This window comes from Tardiphaga robiniae, from assembly GCF_013359755.1.
GTDB classification, from domain to species: Bacteria; Pseudomonadota; Alphaproteobacteria; order Rhizobiales; family Xanthobacteraceae; genus Tardiphaga; species Tardiphaga robiniae.
This window is the reverse complement of the sequence record NZ_JABMCJ010000084.1, coordinates 142,335-160,928: the sequence shown is the minus strand read 5'-3', so window position 1 is coordinate 160,928 and position 18,594 is coordinate 142,335. Positions and strand designations below refer to the sequence as shown.

Here is an 18,594-nt window from a genome sequence, read left to right as displayed (position 1 = left end):
CGGCCAAGAGCTTGAGGCTACCCTGTCCCTCCGCCCTGGGACACTAATTTTGGTGATGGGGCCGTTCGCCAAGGCAGATGTGCAGGCAACCGAAAAAACACCGCAGGCGGAACGTCGGGCAATCGCTCGGCGCCTCCGAAAGTCCTGATGCACACTACTCTGCGGAAGACCGCATTCGCATCAGGCCCAAGGGTGCAACGGGCACCCGGCGTTCCGCACGCCCTCTCACCAGGGGGCAGGAATGCGAGACACGACGGCGCCCCCGCGCCGCAAATAATGGGGGCGATGACGCATGTCTGAAGAATGGTGGCTGTTTGACAGTTGAATCCGTGAATGACGCGCAGGCGTTTGTGGAATCCCTCCCCCCGCGCGAAGCGAAGCTTCGCTAGGCGGGGAGGGCCGGCCGAACGAGGCGATGCGCAGCATCGACGACGTGGAGGCCGGGGTGGGGGTGCCACGAGCGACGCCCTCACGTGGGGCACCCCACCCGTCACGTTTGTTCGCTTCGCTCTCAAACGCGCCACCCTCCCCGCTGCGCGCGGCTTCGCCGCGCTTGAGGGAGGGAGAAGTCGCCTCAGCTCACCACTTCAATTCACGCATCAGCGCCTTCGGTGGATGGCCGAACAGTTCCTTCACTTCCGCGGCGCCCATCTGTTCGATGCCTTCGAAGTCGCCGGCATGGATGCCGCGGGTGACGAACAGCAGGTCGATGCCATAGGCATGCGCGCCGGCGAGATCGGTGCGCACGGAATCGCCGATTGCCAGCACGCGATCCAGCGCCGTGTCCTTGCCGCGCCTCGCCTTGGCCAGCGCCATGGCCTGATCGTAGATCGGCCGATGTGGCTTGCCATAGAAGATCACCTCGCCGCCCATCTCGCGATAGAGTTCAGCGACCGCACCGGCGCAGTAGATCAAGCGGTCGCCGCGCTCGACGATGATGTCGGGATTGGCGCATACGAGCGTCAGCTTTCGCGCCAGCGCCTGGCTCATCATGTCGCGATAGTCGTCGGCGGATTCGGTCTCGTCGTCGAACAATCCGCTGCAGACGATGTAGTCGGCCTGGTCGAGCTGGGTGAGCTTCACATCGAGGCCGCGATGGATCGAACTGTCGCGGTCCGGCCCGATCAGATACATCGCCTGACCCGGCCGGCCGGCGACGAAATTGCGCGTGAGGTCGCCGGACGAGACGATGGCGTCATAGGTGTCGTCAGCGACGCCGAGCTTGCGCAACTGTCGCTGCACGGAGTCGGCGGGGCGCGGCGCATTGGTGATCATGATCACCGTGCCGCCCTTGGCGCGAAACGTATGCAACGCCTCGCAGGCTTCGGGGAAGGACTCGAGGCCGTTATGGACGACGCCCCAGATGTCGCTGAGGACGACGTCGACATGTTCGGTGAGGTCGCGCAAGCGCTCGACGAAACGCAGTGTGGTCATGAATTGAGTGCCGATCAGTTCGGGCCGGTGGCGCGGCGCGCCAGCGCGGCATTGCCGGTGGTGCGCGGCGGCTCAGGCCGCGCAGGCGTGGTTGGGGCGGATCTCGCTAGGCCATTGGGGTCCGTGGTCGCCTTTGCGGGGTCCTTGGCGGAGGGATTTGGCGCACCGCCATTGGCCGGCGTTTCCGGCCTGAGCGGGCGGGGCGCCGCGAACAGGAAGCCTTGCCCGAACCGGACGTCGAAGTCGAGCAGGTCGACCACGGCCCGTTCGCCCTCGATTCGCTCGGCGATCAGATCGATTCCGAACCGGCCGAGCAGGTCGGAGAGATCGGCGGGATGAATGTCGGAATTCGACGTCTGCTTGGGGTCGAGCAGGAGTGCTGCCGGTACCTTGATAAAGCGCACGCCGCGATCGGCGAGGTCGCGCGGCTCGATCCGCAAATCCGTGACGTGATCGATGGAGAAGCGGTAGCCGCGCTGGGCGAGGGCGGCGAGATGCTCGCTCTCGATCGGGCCGAGATTGCGGAACACGTTCTGCTTGAATTCCAGCACGAAGGACGGCGCCAGCGCGCGGTTGGCTTCGAGGAAATCGATGCATTGCGCGAAGGTCTCGGCATTCGACAGGGTCGCGCCAGCCATGTTGCAGAATACGCCGACATCCTTGTTGCGCACCATCAGACGGCGCAGCACCTGCATGCAGCGCAGCAGCACGATGTGGTCGATCTGGCCCATCAGGCCCGCGGCTTCTGCGGGGCCGATGAACTCGTCGGCGGTGATCACCTGATCCTTGTCGTCGCGCAGCCGGGTCATCGCCTCGTAGAAGCGCACCTTGCGCTGCGGCAGCGTGACCATCGGCTGCAGATAGATGTCGATACGGTTGTCGGCGATGGCATCCTTCACCATGGCGGTGAACTGCGCATTGTCGCGCGCCGGCTTTGCCTCCGGCCTGACGATGATGGCAGGCGCCGTCGGCGTCACGGTGTCTTCGGCGACCTCGACAGCGAGCGGCACATCGGCAGCGGTCGCGGGTTTGACCGGTGGCGATGGCGGCGCGATGGCGGCAGACGCGGTCGCCGTCGCTGGCATCGCCGTCAGCATGTCCTCGTGGGTGGCGACCGATGTAGCGAGTTGCTTCACCAGCGCGCCCAATTCGCCGATCTCGCCGGCGACGGTCTGGATACGATCCTGATTGGCTGTGCCAGCGGATGCGATCTTGCTCTCGACCACGGCGAGGCGGCGGCCGAATTCGGCGACCTGCCGGGCGAGGTCGGCAGTGCCGCGCGACAGATCGGTGATCTGGCCGGTGGATTCGGTGCGGTCTTTGATGCGCATCGACACCGCGTTGTAGAGGATCATCACGGTAAGCGCCGTCAGTGCGACGATGGCCGATTCGTAGCCGCTGATGCCGGCGATTGCATACAGCACCAGGCCAAGCGAAGCTGACACCAGCACCATGCAAATGCCGACAAAAATCGTGGAGATGCGGATCATAACGCGCGCAACATCCTCAAATCCAAACTCCTGCACGACACGACAAAGGTCCGGCCGCGAGCGCTCCCGGCGCTAAGTACCCGGCCAACCTTAGCATTATTGTTGATTCGGAAAGCAGGGCTGCGAGAACTTGCCCACCGGTGCTTTTGCACCTCAGGTGCTGGCGCGGCCGAGGGTATCGGCCATGGCGGCGCCACGTGCGCCCATCGGTCGTCCCGGTCCGACGGTGGTATCCACGGCGGTCTGGTGTTCAATCTCGGAATTCAGTTCGGCCCCGCACAGAACGATGATCGCGGACATCCACATCCACATCATCAGGCCGATGGCGGCGCCGAGCGAGCCGTAAGTGGCGCTGTAATTGCCGAAATTCGACAGGTACCAGGACAGCAGCGCCGAGCCGGCGAGCCAGAGCAAGGCGGCGACGAGGGTGCCGATGCTGAGCCATTCCCAGCGCGCGCCGGGGCGGCTCGGACCAAAGCGGTAGAGAATGCCGAGCGCCAGCACGACCACCAGCAGCAAAAGCGGCCAGCGCGCGAGGCTGATGATCGTCTTGCTGTCGGTGGCGAGACCGATTCGGTCCAGTGTCAGCGGCAGCGCAACGACGGCGCTCACCATGAGAAGGAGCGCGGCGATGGCACCGGCGGTGAAAGTGAGCGAGAGCATATTGAGCTTGATGAAGCTGCGTTTCTCGCGTTCGCCATAGACGACATTGAGCGCATCGATCACGGCCTTCACGCCGGCATTGGCGCTCCACAGCGCCAGCGCAAGGCCGAACAGGAAGGTGAGGCCGAGTTTGGCCTGCCCATTGGCGAGCACGCGCGCGATCTGATCCTGCACGATCTGGAACGAGCCATCCGGCAGCATCAACGCCAGCGTCTGCAGATTGTCGGAGATCGTCGAGGCATCGGAGAACAACCCGTAGCAGGAGACCAGCGCAGTGATCGCCGGAAACACGGCGAGCAGGCCGAAAAATACGACGCCGGCCGCAATCGCCAGCAACCGGTCCTCATTGATCTGCTCATAGGTACGCCACAGCACGTCCTTCCAGCCCGTCCATGGAATCTGCAGCGGGCTGGACGAATGGCGGCCGCGGCCGGGCTGGGCGAGTTCGCGGGTGAATGTCGCTGGTGGCGGGACGTCGGTGTCGCCGATCGGTTGCGGCTCATCGACAACGGACCTCTCGGTGTTGCGTGCCGAGAAAAAGCTCTGCAACGCGAGTACGGCAAAGGTCGTCGCTGCCACCAGCAGCAGACTGTCCGTGTCGGATCGGCGGACGACCATCAGGCGTTCGCTTTGCTCGCGGGTCTGCGGGCAGGGGCCGGCTGCGCAAGGCTGCGGCGCCGGGCGAAAGCCCAGCCGGCAAGAGTCGCGGCCAGAACGAGGCCGGCTTTGACGGGGCCATTGTTTGGCAGGGGCTGAGCAGGGCGTGTGCTCGGCCTGAATTCATTGGGCGCAGCCGCGCGATGCGGTGCGGCCGATGTGACCTGCTCATGCTTGCCGGGGCTCGCATTGATCGCGACGCGCAGTCGGCTGCCCAGACTCGGAAACTGTTTCGTGGGGCGCTTCAAGCGACTCGCCGCGAGGATGGCGAAGAGCGCAGCGAGCACCAGCAGCAATCCGCCGGTTGCGCCAAAGGCCTGAAACAGGCCGTAGCGCAGTTCGACCCAGCGAAACAGCGCGGCGGCGCCGACGAGCAGGGTGGCGATCAGAAAGACGCCTGCGGCAGCATAAAGTCCGGCAGCGACCGCATAAGAGACCGCGATGCCCTGGGTCTGCTCACTGCGGTCACGGATATAGGACGATGTGGCGCGCTTGACCTGATTGAGCTTGAGCGCGAGCCCTGTTCGCACCAGGGCGCTTGCGAGCGGTGGCATATGGAAAGCCTCGTTCTGCGCCGGCAGATGTCTGAAATGGTATCGCGGCCGGCATTTGAAATTGAACGGGGAGGCATGACGAAGGTTCCGCCGTGGCGAACCTTGTGGCGTCGCGCATGGCCAACCTCAAGTGATCGCGGGGCCGAACGCTTGCCGGTTCCTGCCTGCGCTGGTACCACGCCGCTATGAGCGAAAAGTCTGAAAAGCCCAAAAAAACCCAGAAACTGCGCGCGCGCTTGCCGCGCGGCCTTGGCGACCGCGGACCGGCCGATATCGCCGCGACCCGGCGCATGACCGACACTATCCGCGAAGTCTATGAGCGCTACGGCTTCGAGCCGGTCGAGACCCCGACCATGGAATTCACCGATGCGCTCGGCAAGTTCCTGCCGGATCAGGACCGGCCCAATGAAGGCGTGTTCTCGTTTCAGGACGACGACGAGCAGTGGATCTCGCTGCGCTACGACCTGACCGCGCCATTGGCGCGCTACGTCGCCGAGCATTGGGACGCGCTGCCGAAGCCGTATCGCAGCTACCGTGCAGGTTACGTCTATCGCAATGAGAAGCCGGGTCCGGGCCGCTTCCGCCAGTTCATGCAGTTCGACGCCGACACGGTCGGCTCCGGCTCGCCCGCCGCCGATGCCGAGATGTGCATGATGGCGGCCGATACGATGGAAGCGCTCGGCATTCCACGCGGCAGCTATGTGGTGCGTGTCAACAATCGCAAGGTGCTCGACGGCGTGATGGAGAGCATCGGCCTCGGCGGCGACGAGAATGTCGGACGTCGCCTCACGGTGCTGCGCGCCATCGACAAGATGGACAAGTTTCCGGTCGACGAGATCAAGAAGCTGCTCGGCCCCGGCCGCTGGGATGGCGGCGAGGAAGGCAAGGGCGATTTTACCAAAGGTGCGGGACTCTCGCCGGACGATTCCGAAACCGTGTTGCATAGCCTCGACGCTGCGAGCGAGCCGACTGCGAAGCTCGATAGCTCCGATGCATACAAGCAGGGACGCGCCGAGCTTGCCGAAATCGAAAAGCTAATCACTGCGGCGGGCTATCAAACCGATCGCATCAAGATCGATCCGTCTGTCGTGCGCGGCCTCGAATACTATACCGGCCCCGTCTATGAAGTTGAACTCACGCTTGAAACCAAAGACGAAAAGGGCCGTCCCGTTCGCTTCGGCTCCGTCGGCGGCGGTGGTCGTTACGATGGTCTCGTCTCGCGCTTCCGTGGCGAGCCGGTGCCCGCTACCGGTTTCTCCATCGGCGTCTCGCGTCTGCAGGCGGCGCTGACGCTGCTCGGCAAGATCGACACCACGCCGGATTTCGGCCCGGTCGTCGTCACCGTGTTTGATCGCGACCGTGTCGCCGATTATCAGAAGATGGTTGCGAGCCTGCGCAATGCCGGCATCCGCGCCGAACTCTATCTCGGCAATCCCAAGAGCATGGGCAACCAGCTGAAATATGCCGACAGGCGCAATTCACCCTGTGTGATCATTCAAGGCTCCGACGAAAAGGCGACCGGCGAGGTGATGCTGAAGGATCTGATCCTCGGTGCCGGACTGTCGGATCTGGAAGGTGACCGCGACGCCTATCTGCAGAAGCAGGCGGATGCGCAGACCAAAATCGCGGAAAACGATCTCGTCAGTGCGGTCCGCAAGATTCTCGACAAGCACGGCGTGAAGTGGAATTAATCCACGCGCCAACAATTGGTAGAGCAATGGGAGACATCAATGCCTGAGATAACGATCAACCTGGCGGCAGGCCGTACCGACGAGCAGAAGAAGGGCATGATGCTCGACATCACCCAGGCGCTGGTGAAGAATCTCGGCGTCACCGCCGATGCCGTCGTCATCCAGATCAACGAAGCGCCGCTCAACAACAAGATGAAGGGTGGCCAGACCTTCGTCGAGCGCGCAGCCGCCGCGGCGAAGAAGTAAGCCTCTATCCAAACACTGCAATATTCTGACGGCTGGCCATGATGGGCCGGCCGTTTCGATTCCACAGCGTCATCGCCTGGCTGGAATAACCGCCGGCGATCTGCTCGGCGACATTGCGGATCAGCCACCAGCCGTCATCGGTGGTGATCTCGTCGGTGAGCATGTCGATCGACCAGGTCATCGTGCTGATCGGCGAGGGCTTTGTGGATCGGACGGAAGCTGCCGGCGGCGGCGCGTCGGCCAAGGCCAGCAACGCCACCAGCGACGGCTGGATGCCGGGCTCGCGGTGGCGCAGCCACAGCATCATCTGCGGATCTTCGCTGCCGCTGAACGGCGTCGAGCCCCCCATATGCCGGCCTTCGATATGCTCCAGGAAACGCAGCGTCGGCGGCGCACGGTGAAAGAAGTCCGGGCAGTCCTCCGGTGCTTTCAGTTCCGGCGTTCCGGTCACCACATGGGCAAAAGCCGATTCACGCGCGGCGCCGAAGCAGAACATGGCGCGGGTCGCGAGGCCTGCTTCGCCGATAAGATCGACGCTGGCGAACAAGGTCGATTTGCCCTTGCGCAGAACGCTGGCGCGCAAATGCAATGGACCGGGGGCCGGGCCGATGAAGGCGATCTGCGCCGAGCGAAGCGGCGGCACGGCGCCGAATTCATTGAGCGCAGCCTGCATGCACAGTGCCGCGGCCAGGCCGCCATAGACGGTACGGCCCTGTAGCCAGTCGTCGCTGACGTTGACGGCCCAGCCGTCGCCGGAGCGCGTCATGGACGACATCAATGCGGTGAATTCGGTCATTGCGTGTTCCTGATGTTTCCTGTCGCCGGCGTCGTAACGCGCCATTGGGATGATTAGCATCATCTATAGCGGGGAACGCAACGGTGGGAAACATCCAGTCAGCGGGCGCGCGGCTCTATTGCGGCCGGTGCATGCCCTTCATCTTCTCGATGTCTTTGACATTCATCTTCATGCCGCCGGGCATCATGATGTCACCGGGCTTCTGGTCCGGCTTGCAGGCGCCGAGCCATTTGGCTTCCAGCTGCGTGGTGTTGTCACCAGTATTAGCCTTGGCGCCGCCAGTGCTCTGCGACGTGATCTTCATCGTATACGCAGAGTTGAAATCGCCGGTGATCTCGGCATGCGATGTGCTGGTGGTGCCACCGATATTGCAGACCGAATCCGTGATATAGCCCGTCGCGGTCTTCTTCATCTCGTTCTTCGAACACATATCCTTCGCCATCGGCGAGAAGGTCGTGTTCATGAACTTGTCGGTGGTCTCGTCCGTGCAGTGCTGCATCGTCATGCCGGGCATCCCGGCGCTGCCCTGCATCTTCATTTCCCAGAGCCCGGCCTTGCGTGCCGGCAACTCGATGGGATCGGCGATGGCGGGGATTGCCCACAACATCGCAGTCGCGCTCAAAACGGAAATATTCAACAGTGAAACATAGCGTCGCATCATGCTTGGTTCTCCCCAAGCCGATGAGACGCTGTGTCGCGTGAAAAGGTTCAGTAGCGAACGCGGAGTGGCCGATCCGAGGCGCCATAGGGCACCCAGCGGCAGGCGAATGAGACGTAGGCGCCATATTCCTGCGGGGCGCTCAGGAATTTCACGACCTTGCCGTAACGCGCACAATGATCAATCGCCAGGGCGCGAATGTCGGTCTGGCTGATCAGGGATGTGGAGATGATGCCGCCGGTGTCATTGCCCTTGAATGGCGGCACCCAGTCGGCCTTGGCCGCGCTGCTCAGGATCGCACCGCTCAGACCTGCAGCCAAAATCGCCAACCGAATCATTCGCATCACCGTCTCCATCGTCGTTATGGGCACCTTAGAGGGCATCGGCGACGCTGAAAAGAACGCCGTCCGGGTTCTGACAGAGTTGTGCGCTGGGTGTGGCCGCGATGCACTTGACCCTGCACAGGCTTCGCGGCACGTTCCGGGAACAATCATCAGACGGCGGATTCCCCATGCGCGACCTCATTTCATCCTGGAAGAAAGCCGTCCTGGCTGCCGTTACCGGCGCCGTTCTCGGGCTTATGACCTTGGCTCCGGGCGCACAGGCTGCGAACCTGCTCGAGCTGAACTTCTGGCTGTCCGGGCCGAACTACGAGGGCCGTCTGGCGGAGTGCGAGGCTGGTCTTTCGACGATTTCGTCGCAGTTCCAGGACAAGGAAAGCACCTTCTGGAATTCGGCGCTGCAGATCACCGGCTTCAGCCGTGTCCATGAGACGGCCTTCCGCCCCTGGACCTCCGACAACATTCCGCGCCGCTACTGCACCGCCGACGCGATGCTGACCGATGGCAAGACGCGCCAGGTGCATTACTCGATCATCGAGGATGGCGGCTTTGCCGGCTACGGCCAGGGCGTGGAATGGTGCGTCGTCGGTCTCGACCGCGACTGGGCCTACAACCCGCGCTGCCGGGCGGCGAAGCACTAAGCTTCGTTTGCGGATCCAACCCATTTTGTTCTTGAATTGTTCTTGATGCCTGATTAGGTTTGCCCTTCTCAGGGGTGGGGCGCGTCATGTTTCAGGCATTTCGATTTGTCGTTTCGCTTGGGTTTCTCGCGCTCGCGGCGCTGAGCGCCTATCCGGCCTCCGCCCAGGATCGCCGGCAGAATGCGCCGGGCGAATTCGATTTTTACGTGTTGTCGCTGTCATGGTCGCCGAGTTTCTGCGAGGCGGCTCAGGAGCGCGGCGGCAACAACCGCTCAGCCCAGATGCAATGCGGCGGCCGGCCTTACTCTTTCGTGGTTCATGGCCTGTGGCCGCAATATGACCGCGGCTTCCCGAATTACTGCGAGCGTCCGGCCCCGCGGCTGGCACGCAATATCATGCAGTCGATGCTCGACCTGATGCCCGCGCCCGGCCTGATCTTCAATGAATGGGACAAGCACGGCACCTGCTCCGGCCTCGGCCAGCGCGCCTATTTCGAAGCCATCCGCAAGGCGCGCGCCGGCGTCAAAATTCCCGACGAATTTCTCGATCTGCAGCAGGCCAAGACGATTGCGCCGGACGCAATCGAGGAAGCCTTCATCAAGGTCAATCCGGGCCTCAGCAATTCGGCCATCGCCGTGACCTGCGATCGTAACCGCCTGACCGAGGTCCGGGTCTGCATGAGCAAGGATCTCCAGTTCCGCGCCTGCGAGGAGATCGATCGCCGCGCCTGCCGCCGCGACCAGGTGGTGATGCCGCCGATGCGAGGCGGCTAGCTCAACCGGCATTCCTAGCGTACTGCTGGCGCATGAATTATCGACACGCCTTTCACGCCGGCAACTTTGCCGATGTCATCAAGCATATCGTGCTGGTCCGCATCCTGACGCATCTGCAGGAGAAGCCGGCGCCGTTCCGCGTCATCGACAGTCATGCCGGCGCCGGGCTCTATGACCTGACCGGCGATGAAGCCACGCGCTCCGGCGAATGGACCACCGGCATCGCGCGCGCCCTGCAGGCGCGGTTTACGGAATCCAGCGTGCCGCTGGTCGCGCCCTATCTCGACATTGTCCGGTCATTCAATGCGCCGCGCGAACTCAAGGCCTATCCCGGCTCGCCGCTGATCGCGCGCGCCTTGATGCGGCCGCAGGACAGCATGGTGTGCTGCGAGGTCGAGCCGCAGGCGCGCAAGAAGCTGATCTCCGCGCTACGCAGGGACGAGCAGGCGCGCGTGGTCGATATCGATGGCTGGGTCGGCCTGCCGGCCTATGTGCCGCCGAAGGAACGACGCGGCGTGGTGCTGATCGATCCGCCCTATGAAGACAAGAACGAGTTCGCGCGGATGGCGGCGGTGTTCGAGCAGGTCTATGCCAAATGGGCGACCGGCATTTACATGCTGTGGTATCCCGCCAAGAGCCGCCGCGCCACCGATGAGCTGGCGCAGCACGTCGCCGCGACGGCTGCTGCATCCGCCACGCCCGGTAAATGTCTGCGCCTCGAATTCAGCGTTGCACCGCAAACGGCGGATGGTCCGCTGACCTCGACGGGACTTTTGATCGTCAATCCGCCGTGGAAGCTCGCTACGGAGCTCAAGGAAATCCTGCCGCAACTTGAGAAGCCGCTTGGCCTTGGCGGTGCCGGACGCTTCCGGCTCGAGACGGCCAAACCCTGACGTCGCACGGCCTGCGCTGAACTACGCAAACTCCAACTATCAAACGGCGCCGCCAAAAACGGTAGTCAATCCCGGCGGAACCGTATTAAGCTGCTGGCATTATGACTGGCTTTACGTTCCGCTTCCGCGAATGGTTGCGGCGGAGTGACGTGGCCCAAATCGATATTGAAACAAGGCCTAGCTTCCGTGGAGTGAATGTCCGGTCGGTCGCAGCGCGAAAGCGCCGCGGCGGAGCATTGCGGGGAGGGACCCGATGGGCATGAGCGGTACGGTCAAGTTTTTCAATGGCGAGCGTGGCTACGGCTTCATCAAGCCGGACGATGGCGGACGGGACGTGTTTGTGCACATTACCGCAGTCGAGCGCGCTGGCCTGAAGGACCTGATCGAAGGACAGCGGATCACCTTCGAGGTCGAGCCCGACAAGAAGGGCAAGGGCCCCAAAGCGGTCAATCTGGTCATCACAGGATAGCGGCGGATCCAGCTTGGGAGTGGGCCATAAAAAAATCCCGGCCGCAGCGCGGCCGGGAGTGGATGGCGATGGTTTCTTGTACTTGGAGATGAAGTACTTGAAGACGAAGTCCGGACGTGAGGCGTCCGGAGCCGGGCTTAGAAGTGATAGTTCACGCCGATGCGCACGGTGCCGAAGCTGAGCCCGCTGTCGGTGCCGGTGAGCGTGTAGGTGTTCTTGGACAGATCGACATAGAGATATTCGATCTTGGCGGTCCAGTTCTGGTAGATGCCGACTTCGGCGCCGACGCCGGCGGTCCAGCCGACCGAAGTCTGGGACTGCTGCAGGCCGTTCAGCTCGGCTTCGAGGCTGCCGAAGGAGAGGCCGGCGGTGCCGTAGAGCAATACGTTGTTGAAGGCGTAGCCGATGCGGCCGCGCGCGGTGCCGAACCAGGGGTTCGAGAACTTGTAGGTGGCGAAGCGGTCATCTGCGCCAGTGCCCTGCAGATCGCCTTCGAGACCGAACACGATGTTGCCGCTCTGCCAGTTGTAGCCGCCGGTCACGCCGCCGGCGATGCCCGAGGGCTTCGCGCCGGTGTTGGAGACGCTGCCCCATTCGTAACCGAGAGTGGCGCCGAGATACGGGCCGGCCCAGCTATAGGCGTTGAGCGGCTGGGCAACGGTATAGGGGGCGCGCGACCGGTAAGGCATGTCCGCCGCATGTGCTGTTGTCGCACCTGCAGCCACGAGGGCGACTGCTGCGAACGCAAACTTACTCATCTCAACTCTCCAAAATACGCGTTACTGCCGGCCCATGGGAGCGCGCTCGGGATCTGCCGAACGAAGCCTTAGGGTTACGGAATTCCATCTTTTATCGAGACGATTTATCGAGAGTTTTAGATTAAGCGGTCCTTAACGGCCCTCAGCGGCGCCGTATTGGCGTTAAAAGAGTCTTACTTTTGACAATCGGCGAATTTCCTGGGGCGGGCGGCCAAAATCCTGTGGCCTGCCGCGAGCAGCCGGAAAACCGGCCGTTGCGAGGGCATTTCCGGTCGCACGAATGCTGGCGATGACCCCCTGCAGCGCTTAAATTGACCTCATGATTCAAGACCCCACCGAGCCGCTGCACGAGACATCATCCGAGCCCGCAGCAGAGCCAGGTTCCGACAGCCCTAGTTCCGGGCAGGACACCCAGGCCACCTTGCAGGCACCACCCGACATCGAACCGGAACCCGCGGCGGCCGACGACGAGGAAGACGGCGCGCTCCCGGATACTGGCGATGACGATTCCGGCGACGTGGTTGCCGAAGGCCCGCTGGCGCTCGGCCGCGCGGCCATCGAACATGCCGTACGCCATGCTCCGACATCGCCCGGCGTCTACCGGATGCTGAATGCGGCCAACGACGTGCTGTATGTCGGCAAGGCCAAGAACGTGAAGAAGCGGCTGTCGTCCTATGCCCGGCCGACCGGGCAGGTGATGCGCATCGCACGCATGATCGCGGCCACCGTGGTGGTGGAAATCATCTCGACCGCGACCGAGACCGAGGCGCTGCTGCTCGAGGCCAATCTCATCAAGCAGCTGCGTCCGCGGTTCAACGTACAGCTCCGTGACGACAAGTCCTTTCCGTATATTCTGATCTCGGGCGATCACTGGGCGCCGCAGATTCTAAAACATCGCGGCGCGCAGTCGCGGCCCGGCCGCTATTTCGGTCCATTCGCGTCGGTGGGCGCGGTCAACCGCACCATCACGGCACTGCAGCGCGCGTTCCTGGTGCGGTCGTGCACGGATTCCTTTTTCGAGAGCCGCACGCGCCCGTGTCTGCTGTATCAAATCCGCCGCTGCTCTGGCCCCTGCACCGGCGAGATCGATTTTCCCGGCTATACCGAGCTGGTGCGTGAGGCGAAGGACTTCCTGTCCGGCCGCAGCCGCGCGGTGAAGCAGCTATTGGCCGGCGAAATGGAGAAGGCGTCGGACGAGCTCGCTTTCGAGCGCGCCGCGCTGTATCGCGACCGGCTTGCGGCATTGTCTGCAATCCAGTCGCAGCAGGGCATCAATCCGCGCACCGTGGAGGAGGCCGATGTCTTCGCCATCCATCAGGAGGGCGGCTATTCCTGCGTCGAGGTGTTCTTCTTCCGCACCGGCCAGAACTGGGGCAACCGCGCTTATTTCCCCAAGGCCGAAAAATCATACACGCCGGAGGAAGTGCTCGGCTCGTTCCTGGCGCAGTTCTACGAGGACAAGCCGCCGCCGAAGATGGTGCTGCTGTCGCATGCCATCGAGGAAAGCGAGCTGCTGGCCAGTGCGCTTGGCGTCAAGGCAGGCTTCAAGGTCGAGGTGCTGACACCGCAGCGCGGCGAAAAGAAAGAGCTGGTCGTCCATGCACTGACCAATGCCCGCGAGGCGCTTGGCCGCAAGCTCGCCGACACGGCGACGCAGACGCGTCTGCTGGAAGGCATGTCGAAGATGGCGGGCATGGCCACCGTGCCGAAGCGCATCGAAGTCTATGACAATAGCCATATCCAGGGCACCAATGCGGTCGGTGCCATGATCGTGGCGGGGCCGGATGGCTTCATCAAGAACCAGTACCGCAAGTTCAACATCAAGTCCGAGGGGCTCACGCCCGGCGACGACTACGGGATGATGAAGGAGGTGCTGCAGCGCCGCTTCAAACGGCTGCTGGCACCGCCGGTTGAGGGCGAGGTGGTCAAGCCGAAGGACGATGACGTGCCGCTATGGCCCGATCTCGTCATCATCGATGGCGGCCGCGGCCAGCTCAATGCAGTCAAGGAGATCTTCGACGAGCTGAAGCTGACCGATGTGACCCTGATGGCTGTGGCCAAGGGGCCGGATCGTGACGCCGGCCGTGAGACCATGTTCATTCCTGGCCGCGATGCCATCAAATTGGAGCCCCGGGACCCCGTTCTGTATTTTATCCAGCGGCTGCGCGACGAGGCGCATCGGTTCGTCATCGGATCGCACCGCACACTGCGCAAGAAGGACATCCGCGAGGCCGGATTGCAGGAAATCCCGGGGATCGGCCCAACCCGCAAGCGGGCACTCCTGCACCATTTCGGAACGCTGAAAGAGATCGAGCGGGCCTCCGTAGGCGACCTCGGCAAGGTTCCCGGCATCTCGGCCGAGAGCGCCCGCAAGATTTTCGACTTTTTTCACCCCCAGCCAGTGGCCAGATGACCGCAAAGATGGACGAGACGTAATCTGGCTGTCGCATGCCTTGGGGCAGTTTTGCGGTAAACTAAGCCGCGCCGCTTCGCTGGCGGTTGACCTCTGCGCTCTGGCAGTATTGGTAAGACGGATGACAGTGACCACGAGACGGGCCGCGAATTCCGCGATGTCCCTGCCAAATATCCTGACTATGGCCCGCATTGCCGCCATTCCGGTGGTGGTCGGCTGCATCTATTCGCAGTCGATCATGGATGGCCCGCTATGGCTGCGCTGGGTCGCGCTGGCCGTCTTTATCGGCGCCGCGGTCACGGATTTTCTCGATGGCTATTACGCCCGGATCTGGAATCAGCAGTCGGCCTTTGGCCGGATGCTCGATCCGATCGCCGACAAGCTGCTGGTGGCCTCTTGCCTGCTGATGCTGGCGGCTGATGGCATCATCCATGGCTGGACCCTGTGGGCCGCCATCGTGATCCTGTGCCGCGAAATTCTGGTCTCGGGCCTGCGTGAATATCTCGCCGCACTCCGTGTCAGCGTCCCGGTCTCCAGAGTGGCGAAGTGGAAGACGACGGCCCAGTTGATCGCCATCGGCTTCCTGCTGGCCGGCGAGGCCGGCGATCAGGTGATCCCGATCACCACGCAACTCGGTCTGTTGCTGCTCTGGATTTCCGCGCTCGTCACCATTTATACGGGCTACGACTATTTCAGGGCTGGCATTCACCACCTCATTGCGGAGGATGCATGAAGGTCGTCTACTTCGCCTGGGTGCGCGAGCGCATCGGCAAGGCCGAAGAGACGGTCGAGCCGCCAGCAGCCGTGCGCACCGTCGGCGATCTGATCGGATGGCTGAGCACGCGCGGCGACGAATATGCCTATGCGTTCGAAACGCCGAAAGTGATCCGCGCCGCCATCGACCACACGCATGTGCGGCCCGACACCGTGATTGCTGGCGCCCGCGAGATTGCATTCTTCCCGCCGATGACCGGCGGCTGATTCTAGCAACGACTGCGTTGATCTCATGACCTCCAACGTGACCATCCGCATCCAGGATGCCGATTTCGACGTTTCCAGCGAAATCGCGGCGCTGACGGCAAGCCGTACGGACATCGGCGCGGTCGTTACGTTCAGTGGTATCTGCCGTGGCGGCCAAGAAAACTTAAGTGGCAGTGGCGACGCGACCACGGCGCTGACGCTGGAGCACTATCCGGGCATGGCCGAAGCCGAGATTGCGCGCCACGCCGAGGAAGCGATGACACGCTGGCCGTTGACAGGCGTGACAATCGTTCATCGCGTCGGCCGCATCCTGCCCGGCGAGAATATCATGGTGGTGCTAACCGCGTCGGCACATCGCCAAGCCGCGTTTCAGGCCGCCGAGTTTCTGATGGATTACCTCAAGGCGCATGCTCCGTTCTGGAAGCGCGAGGAAACCGCCGGTGGCAGCAGCTGGATTGCTGCGAAGACCGACGATGACGACGCCGCGGCGCGATGGGATAAAAACTGATGGCAAAGAAGACTGTGAAGACAACCGCGAAGAAGGTGGTCAGGAAATCCGCGAGCAAGGCTCCTGCAAAGGCAAAGACTTCCGTGAAGAAGATCGCAACGGCGACTCTGCCGAAGGTTGGTGCGGGCGAGCTTGCGACATTGCTCGACTATGTGCGCTACGCCACCAGCCGTTTCATCGAAGCCCGGCTCTCTTTTGCGCACGGCACCACCGATCCCCTGGCCGAAGCCGCCTTCATCGTCTGCGAAGTCCTGCATCTGCATCCCGACCAGTTCGAGAATTTCGCCATGGCGCGGGTAACTGCGGCCGAAGGCAAGCAGATCCTCGATATCATTCATCGCCGCGTGACGACGCGCAAACCGGCGGCCTATCTGCTCAACAAGATCTATATGCGCGGCCTACCGTTCTATGTGGACGAGCGCACCATCGTGCCGCGGTCTTTCATCGGCGAATTGCTGGATTCTCATTTCAGCGGCGATGACGGTGAAGGCGGCTCGCTGATCGACGATCCCATGGACGTTGAAAGCGTGCTGGACCTCTGCACCGGCTCCGGCTGCATCGCGATCCTGGCCAGCCAGTCGTTCCCCAACGCGCAGGTCGATGCCGTCGATCTGTCGCCCGCGGCACTCGCCGTCGCCATGCGCAACGTCATCGATTACGGGCTCGATGAGCGGCTGACGCTCTACAAGGGCGATCTGTTCGAACCGCTCGGAGATACCCGCTACGATCTCATCATCACCAATCCGCCTTATGTCGATGCACAGGGCATGGCGGATTTGCCGGATGAATGCCTGGCCGAACCGGCGATGGCATTCGATGGCGGCGATGACGGGCTCGACATCGTCAGGAAGATCATTGAACAGGCTGGCGATCACCTGAACCCGCATGGCGGTTTGTTGTGTGAAATCGGTCGCGGCCGCGCCAATGTCGATGAAGCCTTTCCCGATCTGCCGTTGATCTGGCTGGACACCGAAGACTCCGAAGGCGAGGTGTTCTGGGTGTCCGCTGCTGCGCTGCAAGGTCGCGGCGCCGGCTAGTCCGGCATCTGGCCAAACACGCCCGTAGCGTTTATCACGGCATCTTCACGCGCATTTTGATGTGTGAATGTCCGACATCGTTGTCGGACGGATTTTGACGCGACATCTCTCACCGTCGTGTCGTTCAAATCGACTGAAGGATGTCATGCTGCTGGCTGTCGATCAGAAAGCGCCAACGCGCAATCTGTGGCTCGCCGAATTGCGAGCGACGCTGGCGCTCGGCTGGCCGCTGATCCTGACCAATCTGGCACAGATCGCACTCACCACGACCGACGTAATCATTCTCGGCCGCGTGAGCGCGGAGGCTTTGGCTGCGTCGGCGCTCGGCGTGAATCTCTATTTCGCGTTTCTGATTTTCGCCATCGGTCTCGTTACTGCGACATCGCCGATGATGGCGGAGGCGATAGGTCGCAAGTTGCATGCGGTGCGCGATGTCAGGCGGACGTTTCGGCAGGGTTTGTGGACAGCGCTGATCGTCTCAGTGCCGGCATGGATCTTCCTCTGGCATACCGAAGCGATCCTGTTGCTGTTCGGTCAGGAGGCACAGGCGGCTGCCGACGCCCAGAGCTTCGTGCATATGCTGCAATGGGGCTTCCTGCCCGCGCTAGGCTTCATCGTGCTGCGCTCATTCGTTGCCGCCGTGCAACGCCCACTCTGGGCACTGGTGGTGACGGGCGTCACCATTCTGTTCAATGCTGCTGCAAACTGTGTTCTGGTGTTCGGTCATCTCGGGTTTCCGGAGATGGGTTTGCGCGGCTCCGGTCTTGCGACCACGCTGTCGAACGTCTTTTTGTTCACTGTCTTTGCATTCGTCGTCGCATGGCATCCGAAGTTTCGGCGCTATCGTCTATTCGGCAACTGGTGGCGCGCCGATTGGCCACGCCTCGCAAAGCTATGGCGCATCGGTCTGCCGATCGGCGCGACGCTCGCATTCGAAATTACCGTCTTCAATGCGGCGGTGTTCCTGATGGGGCAGTTCGGAACGGCCGCCATCGCGGCGCATGCGATTGCAATCCAGATCGCATCGATCTCCTTCATGGTGCCAATGGGACTGAGCCAGGCGGCAACTGTCCGCGTTGGATTGGCCAAAGGCGCCGTGGATCGCGATGGCATCACGCGAGCAGGATGGACTGCATTCGGCCTTGCGGTGGCATTCATGGCGTCGATGAGCATGTTGTTGCTGGCTGCGCCGCGTCTCCTGATTGGCGCCTTCATCGATCTCAGCAATCCCGCCAATGCCGTCGTCATCGATACGGCAATGTCGTTTCTGTTTTGTGCGGCGGTGTTCCAGATTGCGGACGGCGCGCAGTCGGTTGCAGCAGGGATGCTGCGCGGATTGCAGGATACGCGGGTGCCGATGATCTTTGCCGCATTAGGCTATTGGGGCTTCGGCATGGGCCTCAGCCTGCTGTTCGCATTCAAGCTGGGTTTCGGCGGCGTCGGCATCTGGATTGGGCTGGCAGCGGGTCTCGCGGTCGTTGCACCGGTCATGCTCTGGCGTTGGACCCGGCGCGAGCAACTCGGGCTCGTACCGGCGACTTAACAAACAAAAATGCCGCAGCCTCGAAAGGCTGCGGCATTTGTCGCCTTG

At 62.6% G+C, this 18,594-nt stretch carries 20 protein-coding genes; 12 read left to right on the top strand and 8 right to left on the bottom strand.

Features of this window, described 5'->3' with window-relative positions; translation table 11 throughout:
• Nucleotides 1–579 precede the first annotated feature (579 nt).
• The 4 genes from HP556_RS15535 to HP556_RS15520 all read right to left on the bottom strand — a co-directional run bounded on the left by HP556_RS15535 (nucleotide 580) and on the right by HP556_RS15520 (nucleotide 4,798).
• Entirely contained in the window at nucleotides 580–1,434 is an 855-nt protein-coding gene (locus HP556_RS15535) for a TIGR01459 family HAD-type hydrolase (RefSeq protein WP_175367622.1), read from the bottom strand.
• Between the two features lie 14 nt (nucleotides 1,435–1,448).
• Nucleotides 1,449–2,924 carry an EAL domain-containing protein gene (locus HP556_RS15530; RefSeq protein ID WP_175367621.1) on the bottom strand — a complete coding sequence of 492 codons (1,476 nt, stop codon included), beginning with the start codon at nucleotides 2,922–2,924 and terminating at the stop codon, nucleotides 1,449–1,451.
• 153 nt (nucleotides 2,925–3,077) lie between these two features.
• On the bottom strand, nucleotides 3,078–4,205 hold the full coding sequence (locus HP556_RS15525) for a YihY/virulence factor BrkB family protein (protein ID WP_175367620.1): 1,128 nt from the start codon (nucleotides 4,203–4,205) through the stop codon (nucleotides 3,078–3,080).
• Nucleotides 4,205–4,798 carry a phage holin family protein gene (locus HP556_RS15520; protein WP_175367619.1) on the bottom strand — a complete coding sequence of 198 codons (594 nt, stop codon included), beginning with the start codon at nucleotides 4,796–4,798 and terminating at the stop codon, nucleotides 4,205–4,207. Before HP556_RS15520 ends, HP556_RS15525 begins: the two co-directional genes overlap by 1 nt.
• 185 nt (nucleotides 4,799–4,983) lie before the next feature.
• On the opposite strand from HP556_RS15520, the gene hisS reads away from it, so the two are divergent.
• Together hisS and HP556_RS15510 are read left to right on the top strand one after the other, a co-directional pair.
• Nucleotides 4,984–6,489: a histidine--tRNA ligase gene (hisS, locus tag HP556_RS15515; RefSeq protein ID WP_175367618.1), complete on the top strand. Its 1,506-nt coding sequence runs from the start codon at nucleotides 4,984–4,986 to the stop codon at nucleotides 6,487–6,489.
• Nucleotides 6,490–6,528: 39 nt separating this feature from the next.
• Nucleotides 6,529–6,735 carry a tautomerase family protein gene (locus tag HP556_RS15510; RefSeq protein WP_093759344.1) on the top strand — a complete coding sequence of 69 codons (207 nt, stop codon included), beginning with the start codon at nucleotides 6,529–6,531 and terminating at the stop codon, nucleotides 6,733–6,735.
• Between the two features lie 4 nt (nucleotides 6,736–6,739).
• Here the strand turns inward: HP556_RS15510 and HP556_RS15505 are convergent, their stop codons facing one another.
• From HP556_RS15505 to HP556_RS15495, 3 genes are all read right to left on the bottom strand, one after another.
• The gene (locus HP556_RS15505; protein ID WP_175367617.1) at nucleotides 6,740–7,531 is read right to left on the bottom strand and encodes a thioesterase family protein; all 792 of its coding nucleotides are present in this window, start codon (nucleotides 7,529–7,531) and stop codon (nucleotides 6,740–6,742) included.
• Nucleotides 7,532–7,646: 115 nt separating this feature from the next.
• Nucleotides 7,647–8,192 (bottom strand): DUF3617 domain-containing protein, encoded by a 546-nt coding sequence (locus HP556_RS15500; protein WP_420878670.1) that lies wholly within the window; start codon nucleotides 8,190–8,192, stop codon nucleotides 7,647–7,649.
• A gap of 47 nt (nucleotides 8,193–8,239) precedes the next feature.
• Nucleotides 8,240–8,533: a hypothetical protein gene (locus HP556_RS15495; protein WP_175367616.1), complete on the bottom strand. Its 294-nt coding sequence runs from the start codon at nucleotides 8,531–8,533 to the stop codon at nucleotides 8,240–8,242.
• Nucleotides 8,534–8,700: 167 nt separating this feature from the next.
• Here HP556_RS15495 and HP556_RS15490 point away from each other — a divergent pair, with 167 nt between their 5' ends.
• The 4 genes from HP556_RS15490 (at nucleotide 8,701) to HP556_RS15475 (ending at nucleotide 11,306) form a co-directional block, all read left to right on the top strand.
• Nucleotides 8,701–9,171 (top strand): hypothetical protein, encoded by a 471-nt coding sequence (locus tag HP556_RS15490; protein ID WP_175367615.1) that lies wholly within the window; start codon nucleotides 8,701–8,703, stop codon nucleotides 9,169–9,171.
• A gap of 86 nt (nucleotides 9,172–9,257) precedes the next feature.
• Complete coding sequence (locus HP556_RS15485) at nucleotides 9,258–9,944, top strand: ribonuclease T2 family protein (RefSeq protein WP_175367614.1); 687 nt, start codon at nucleotides 9,258–9,260, stop codon at nucleotides 9,942–9,944.
• A gap of 32 nt (nucleotides 9,945–9,976) precedes the next feature.
• A complete protein-coding gene (locus HP556_RS15480) occupies nucleotides 9,977–10,837 on the top strand; it encodes a 23S rRNA (adenine(2030)-N(6))-methyltransferase RlmJ (protein ID WP_175367613.1) in 861 nt (286 codons plus the stop codon).
• Between the two features lie 253 nt (nucleotides 10,838–11,090).
• Complete coding sequence (locus HP556_RS15475; protein ID WP_068731145.1) at nucleotides 11,091–11,306, top strand: cold-shock protein; 216 nt, start codon at nucleotides 11,091–11,093, stop codon at nucleotides 11,304–11,306.
• A 137-nt stretch (nucleotides 11,307–11,443) separates the two neighbouring features.
• Here the strand turns inward: HP556_RS15475 and HP556_RS15470 are convergent, their stop codons facing one another.
• Entirely contained in the window at nucleotides 11,444–12,064 is a 621-nt protein-coding gene (locus HP556_RS15470; RefSeq protein ID WP_093759340.1) for an outer membrane protein, read from the bottom strand.
• A 319-nt stretch (nucleotides 12,065–12,383) separates the two neighbouring features.
• Between HP556_RS15470 and uvrC the strand changes: the two genes are divergently transcribed.
• The 6 genes from uvrC (at nucleotide 12,384) to HP556_RS15440 (ending at nucleotide 18,546) form a co-directional block, all read left to right on the top strand.
• Complete coding sequence (gene uvrC, locus HP556_RS15465) at nucleotides 12,384–14,477, top strand: excinuclease ABC subunit UvrC (RefSeq protein ID WP_175367612.1); 2,094 nt, start codon at nucleotides 12,384–12,386, stop codon at nucleotides 14,475–14,477.
• A 121-nt stretch (nucleotides 14,478–14,598) separates the two neighbouring features.
• On the top strand, nucleotides 14,599–15,210 hold the full coding sequence (gene pgsA, locus HP556_RS15460) for a CDP-diacylglycerol--glycerol-3-phosphate 3-phosphatidyltransferase (RefSeq protein WP_089261825.1): 612 nt from the start codon (nucleotides 14,599–14,601) through the stop codon (nucleotides 15,208–15,210).
• On the top strand, nucleotides 15,207–15,458 hold the full coding sequence (moaD, locus tag HP556_RS15455) for a molybdopterin converting factor subunit 1 (protein WP_068731149.1): 252 nt from the start codon (nucleotides 15,207–15,209) through the stop codon (nucleotides 15,456–15,458). The genes pgsA and moaD overlap by 4 nt, the downstream gene beginning before the upstream one ends.
• Before the next feature lie 25 nt (nucleotides 15,459–15,483).
• Nucleotides 15,484–15,966 (top strand): molybdenum cofactor biosynthesis protein MoaE, encoded by a 483-nt coding sequence (locus HP556_RS15450; protein ID WP_175367611.1) that lies wholly within the window; start codon nucleotides 15,484–15,486, stop codon nucleotides 15,964–15,966.
• On the top strand, nucleotides 15,966–17,003 hold the full coding sequence (prmB, locus tag HP556_RS15445) for a 50S ribosomal protein L3 N(5)-glutamine methyltransferase (protein ID WP_175367610.1): 1,038 nt from the start codon (nucleotides 15,966–15,968) through the stop codon (nucleotides 17,001–17,003). Before HP556_RS15450 ends, prmB begins: the two co-directional genes overlap by 1 nt.
• A gap of 145 nt (nucleotides 17,004–17,148) precedes the next feature.
• Entirely contained in the window at nucleotides 17,149–18,546 is a 1,398-nt protein-coding gene (locus HP556_RS15440) for an MATE family efflux transporter (protein WP_175367638.1), read from the top strand.
• The last annotated feature ends 48 nt before the right edge of the window (nucleotides 18,547–18,594 follow it).

Coding starts and splice junctions, on each gene's coding strand:
- HP556_RS15535 (WP_175367622.1), bottom strand. CDS start 1,434: ATGACCACACTGCGTTTCGTCGAGCGCTTGCGCGACCTCACCGAACAT.
- HP556_RS15530 (WP_175367621.1), bottom strand. CDS start 2,924: ATGATCCGCATCTCCACGATTTTTGTCGGCATTTGCATGGTGCTGGTG.
- HP556_RS15525 (WP_175367620.1), bottom strand. CDS start 4,205: ATGGTCGTCCGCCGATCCGACACGGACAGTCTGCTGCTGGTGGCAGCG.
- HP556_RS15520 (WP_175367619.1), bottom strand. CDS start 4,798: ATGCCACCGCTCGCAAGCGCCCTGGTGCGAACAGGGCTCGCGCTCAAG.
- hisS (WP_175367618.1), top strand. CDS start 4,984: ATGAGCGAAAAGTCTGAAAAGCCCAAAAAAACCCAGAAACTGCGCGCG.
- HP556_RS15510 (WP_093759344.1), top strand. CDS start 6,529: ATGCCTGAGATAACGATCAACCTGGCGGCAGGCCGTACCGACGAGCAG.
- HP556_RS15505 (WP_175367617.1), bottom strand. CDS start 7,531: ATGACCGAATTCACCGCATTGATGTCGTCCATGACGCGCTCCGGCGAC.
- HP556_RS15500 (WP_420878670.1), bottom strand. CDS start 8,192: ATGATGCGACGCTATGTTTCACTGTTGAATATTTCCGTTTTGAGCGCG.
- HP556_RS15495 (WP_175367616.1), bottom strand. CDS start 8,533: ATGCGAATGATTCGGTTGGCGATTTTGGCTGCAGGTCTGAGCGGTGCG.
- HP556_RS15490 (WP_175367615.1), top strand. CDS start 8,701: ATGCGCGACCTCATTTCATCCTGGAAGAAAGCCGTCCTGGCTGCCGTT.
- HP556_RS15485 (WP_175367614.1), top strand. CDS start 9,258: ATGTTTCAGGCATTTCGATTTGTCGTTTCGCTTGGGTTTCTCGCGCTC.
- HP556_RS15480 (WP_175367613.1), top strand. CDS start 9,977: ATGAATTATCGACACGCCTTTCACGCCGGCAACTTTGCCGATGTCATC.
- HP556_RS15475 (WP_068731145.1), top strand. CDS start 11,091: ATGGGCATGAGCGGTACGGTCAAGTTTTTCAATGGCGAGCGTGGCTAC.
- HP556_RS15470 (WP_093759340.1), bottom strand. CDS start 12,064: ATGAGTAAGTTTGCGTTCGCAGCAGTCGCCCTCGTGGCTGCAGGTGCG.
- uvrC (WP_175367612.1), top strand. CDS start 12,384: ATGATTCAAGACCCCACCGAGCCGCTGCACGAGACATCATCCGAGCCC.
- pgsA (WP_089261825.1), top strand. CDS start 14,599: ATGACAGTGACCACGAGACGGGCCGCGAATTCCGCGATGTCCCTGCCA.
- moaD (WP_068731149.1), top strand. CDS start 15,207: ATGAAGGTCGTCTACTTCGCCTGGGTGCGCGAGCGCATCGGCAAGGCC.
- HP556_RS15450 (WP_175367611.1), top strand. CDS start 15,484: ATGACCTCCAACGTGACCATCCGCATCCAGGATGCCGATTTCGACGTT.
- prmB (WP_175367610.1), top strand. CDS start 15,966: ATGGCAAAGAAGACTGTGAAGACAACCGCGAAGAAGGTGGTCAGGAAA.
- HP556_RS15440 (WP_175367638.1), top strand. CDS start 17,149: ATGCTGCTGGCTGTCGATCAGAAAGCGCCAACGCGCAATCTGTGGCTC.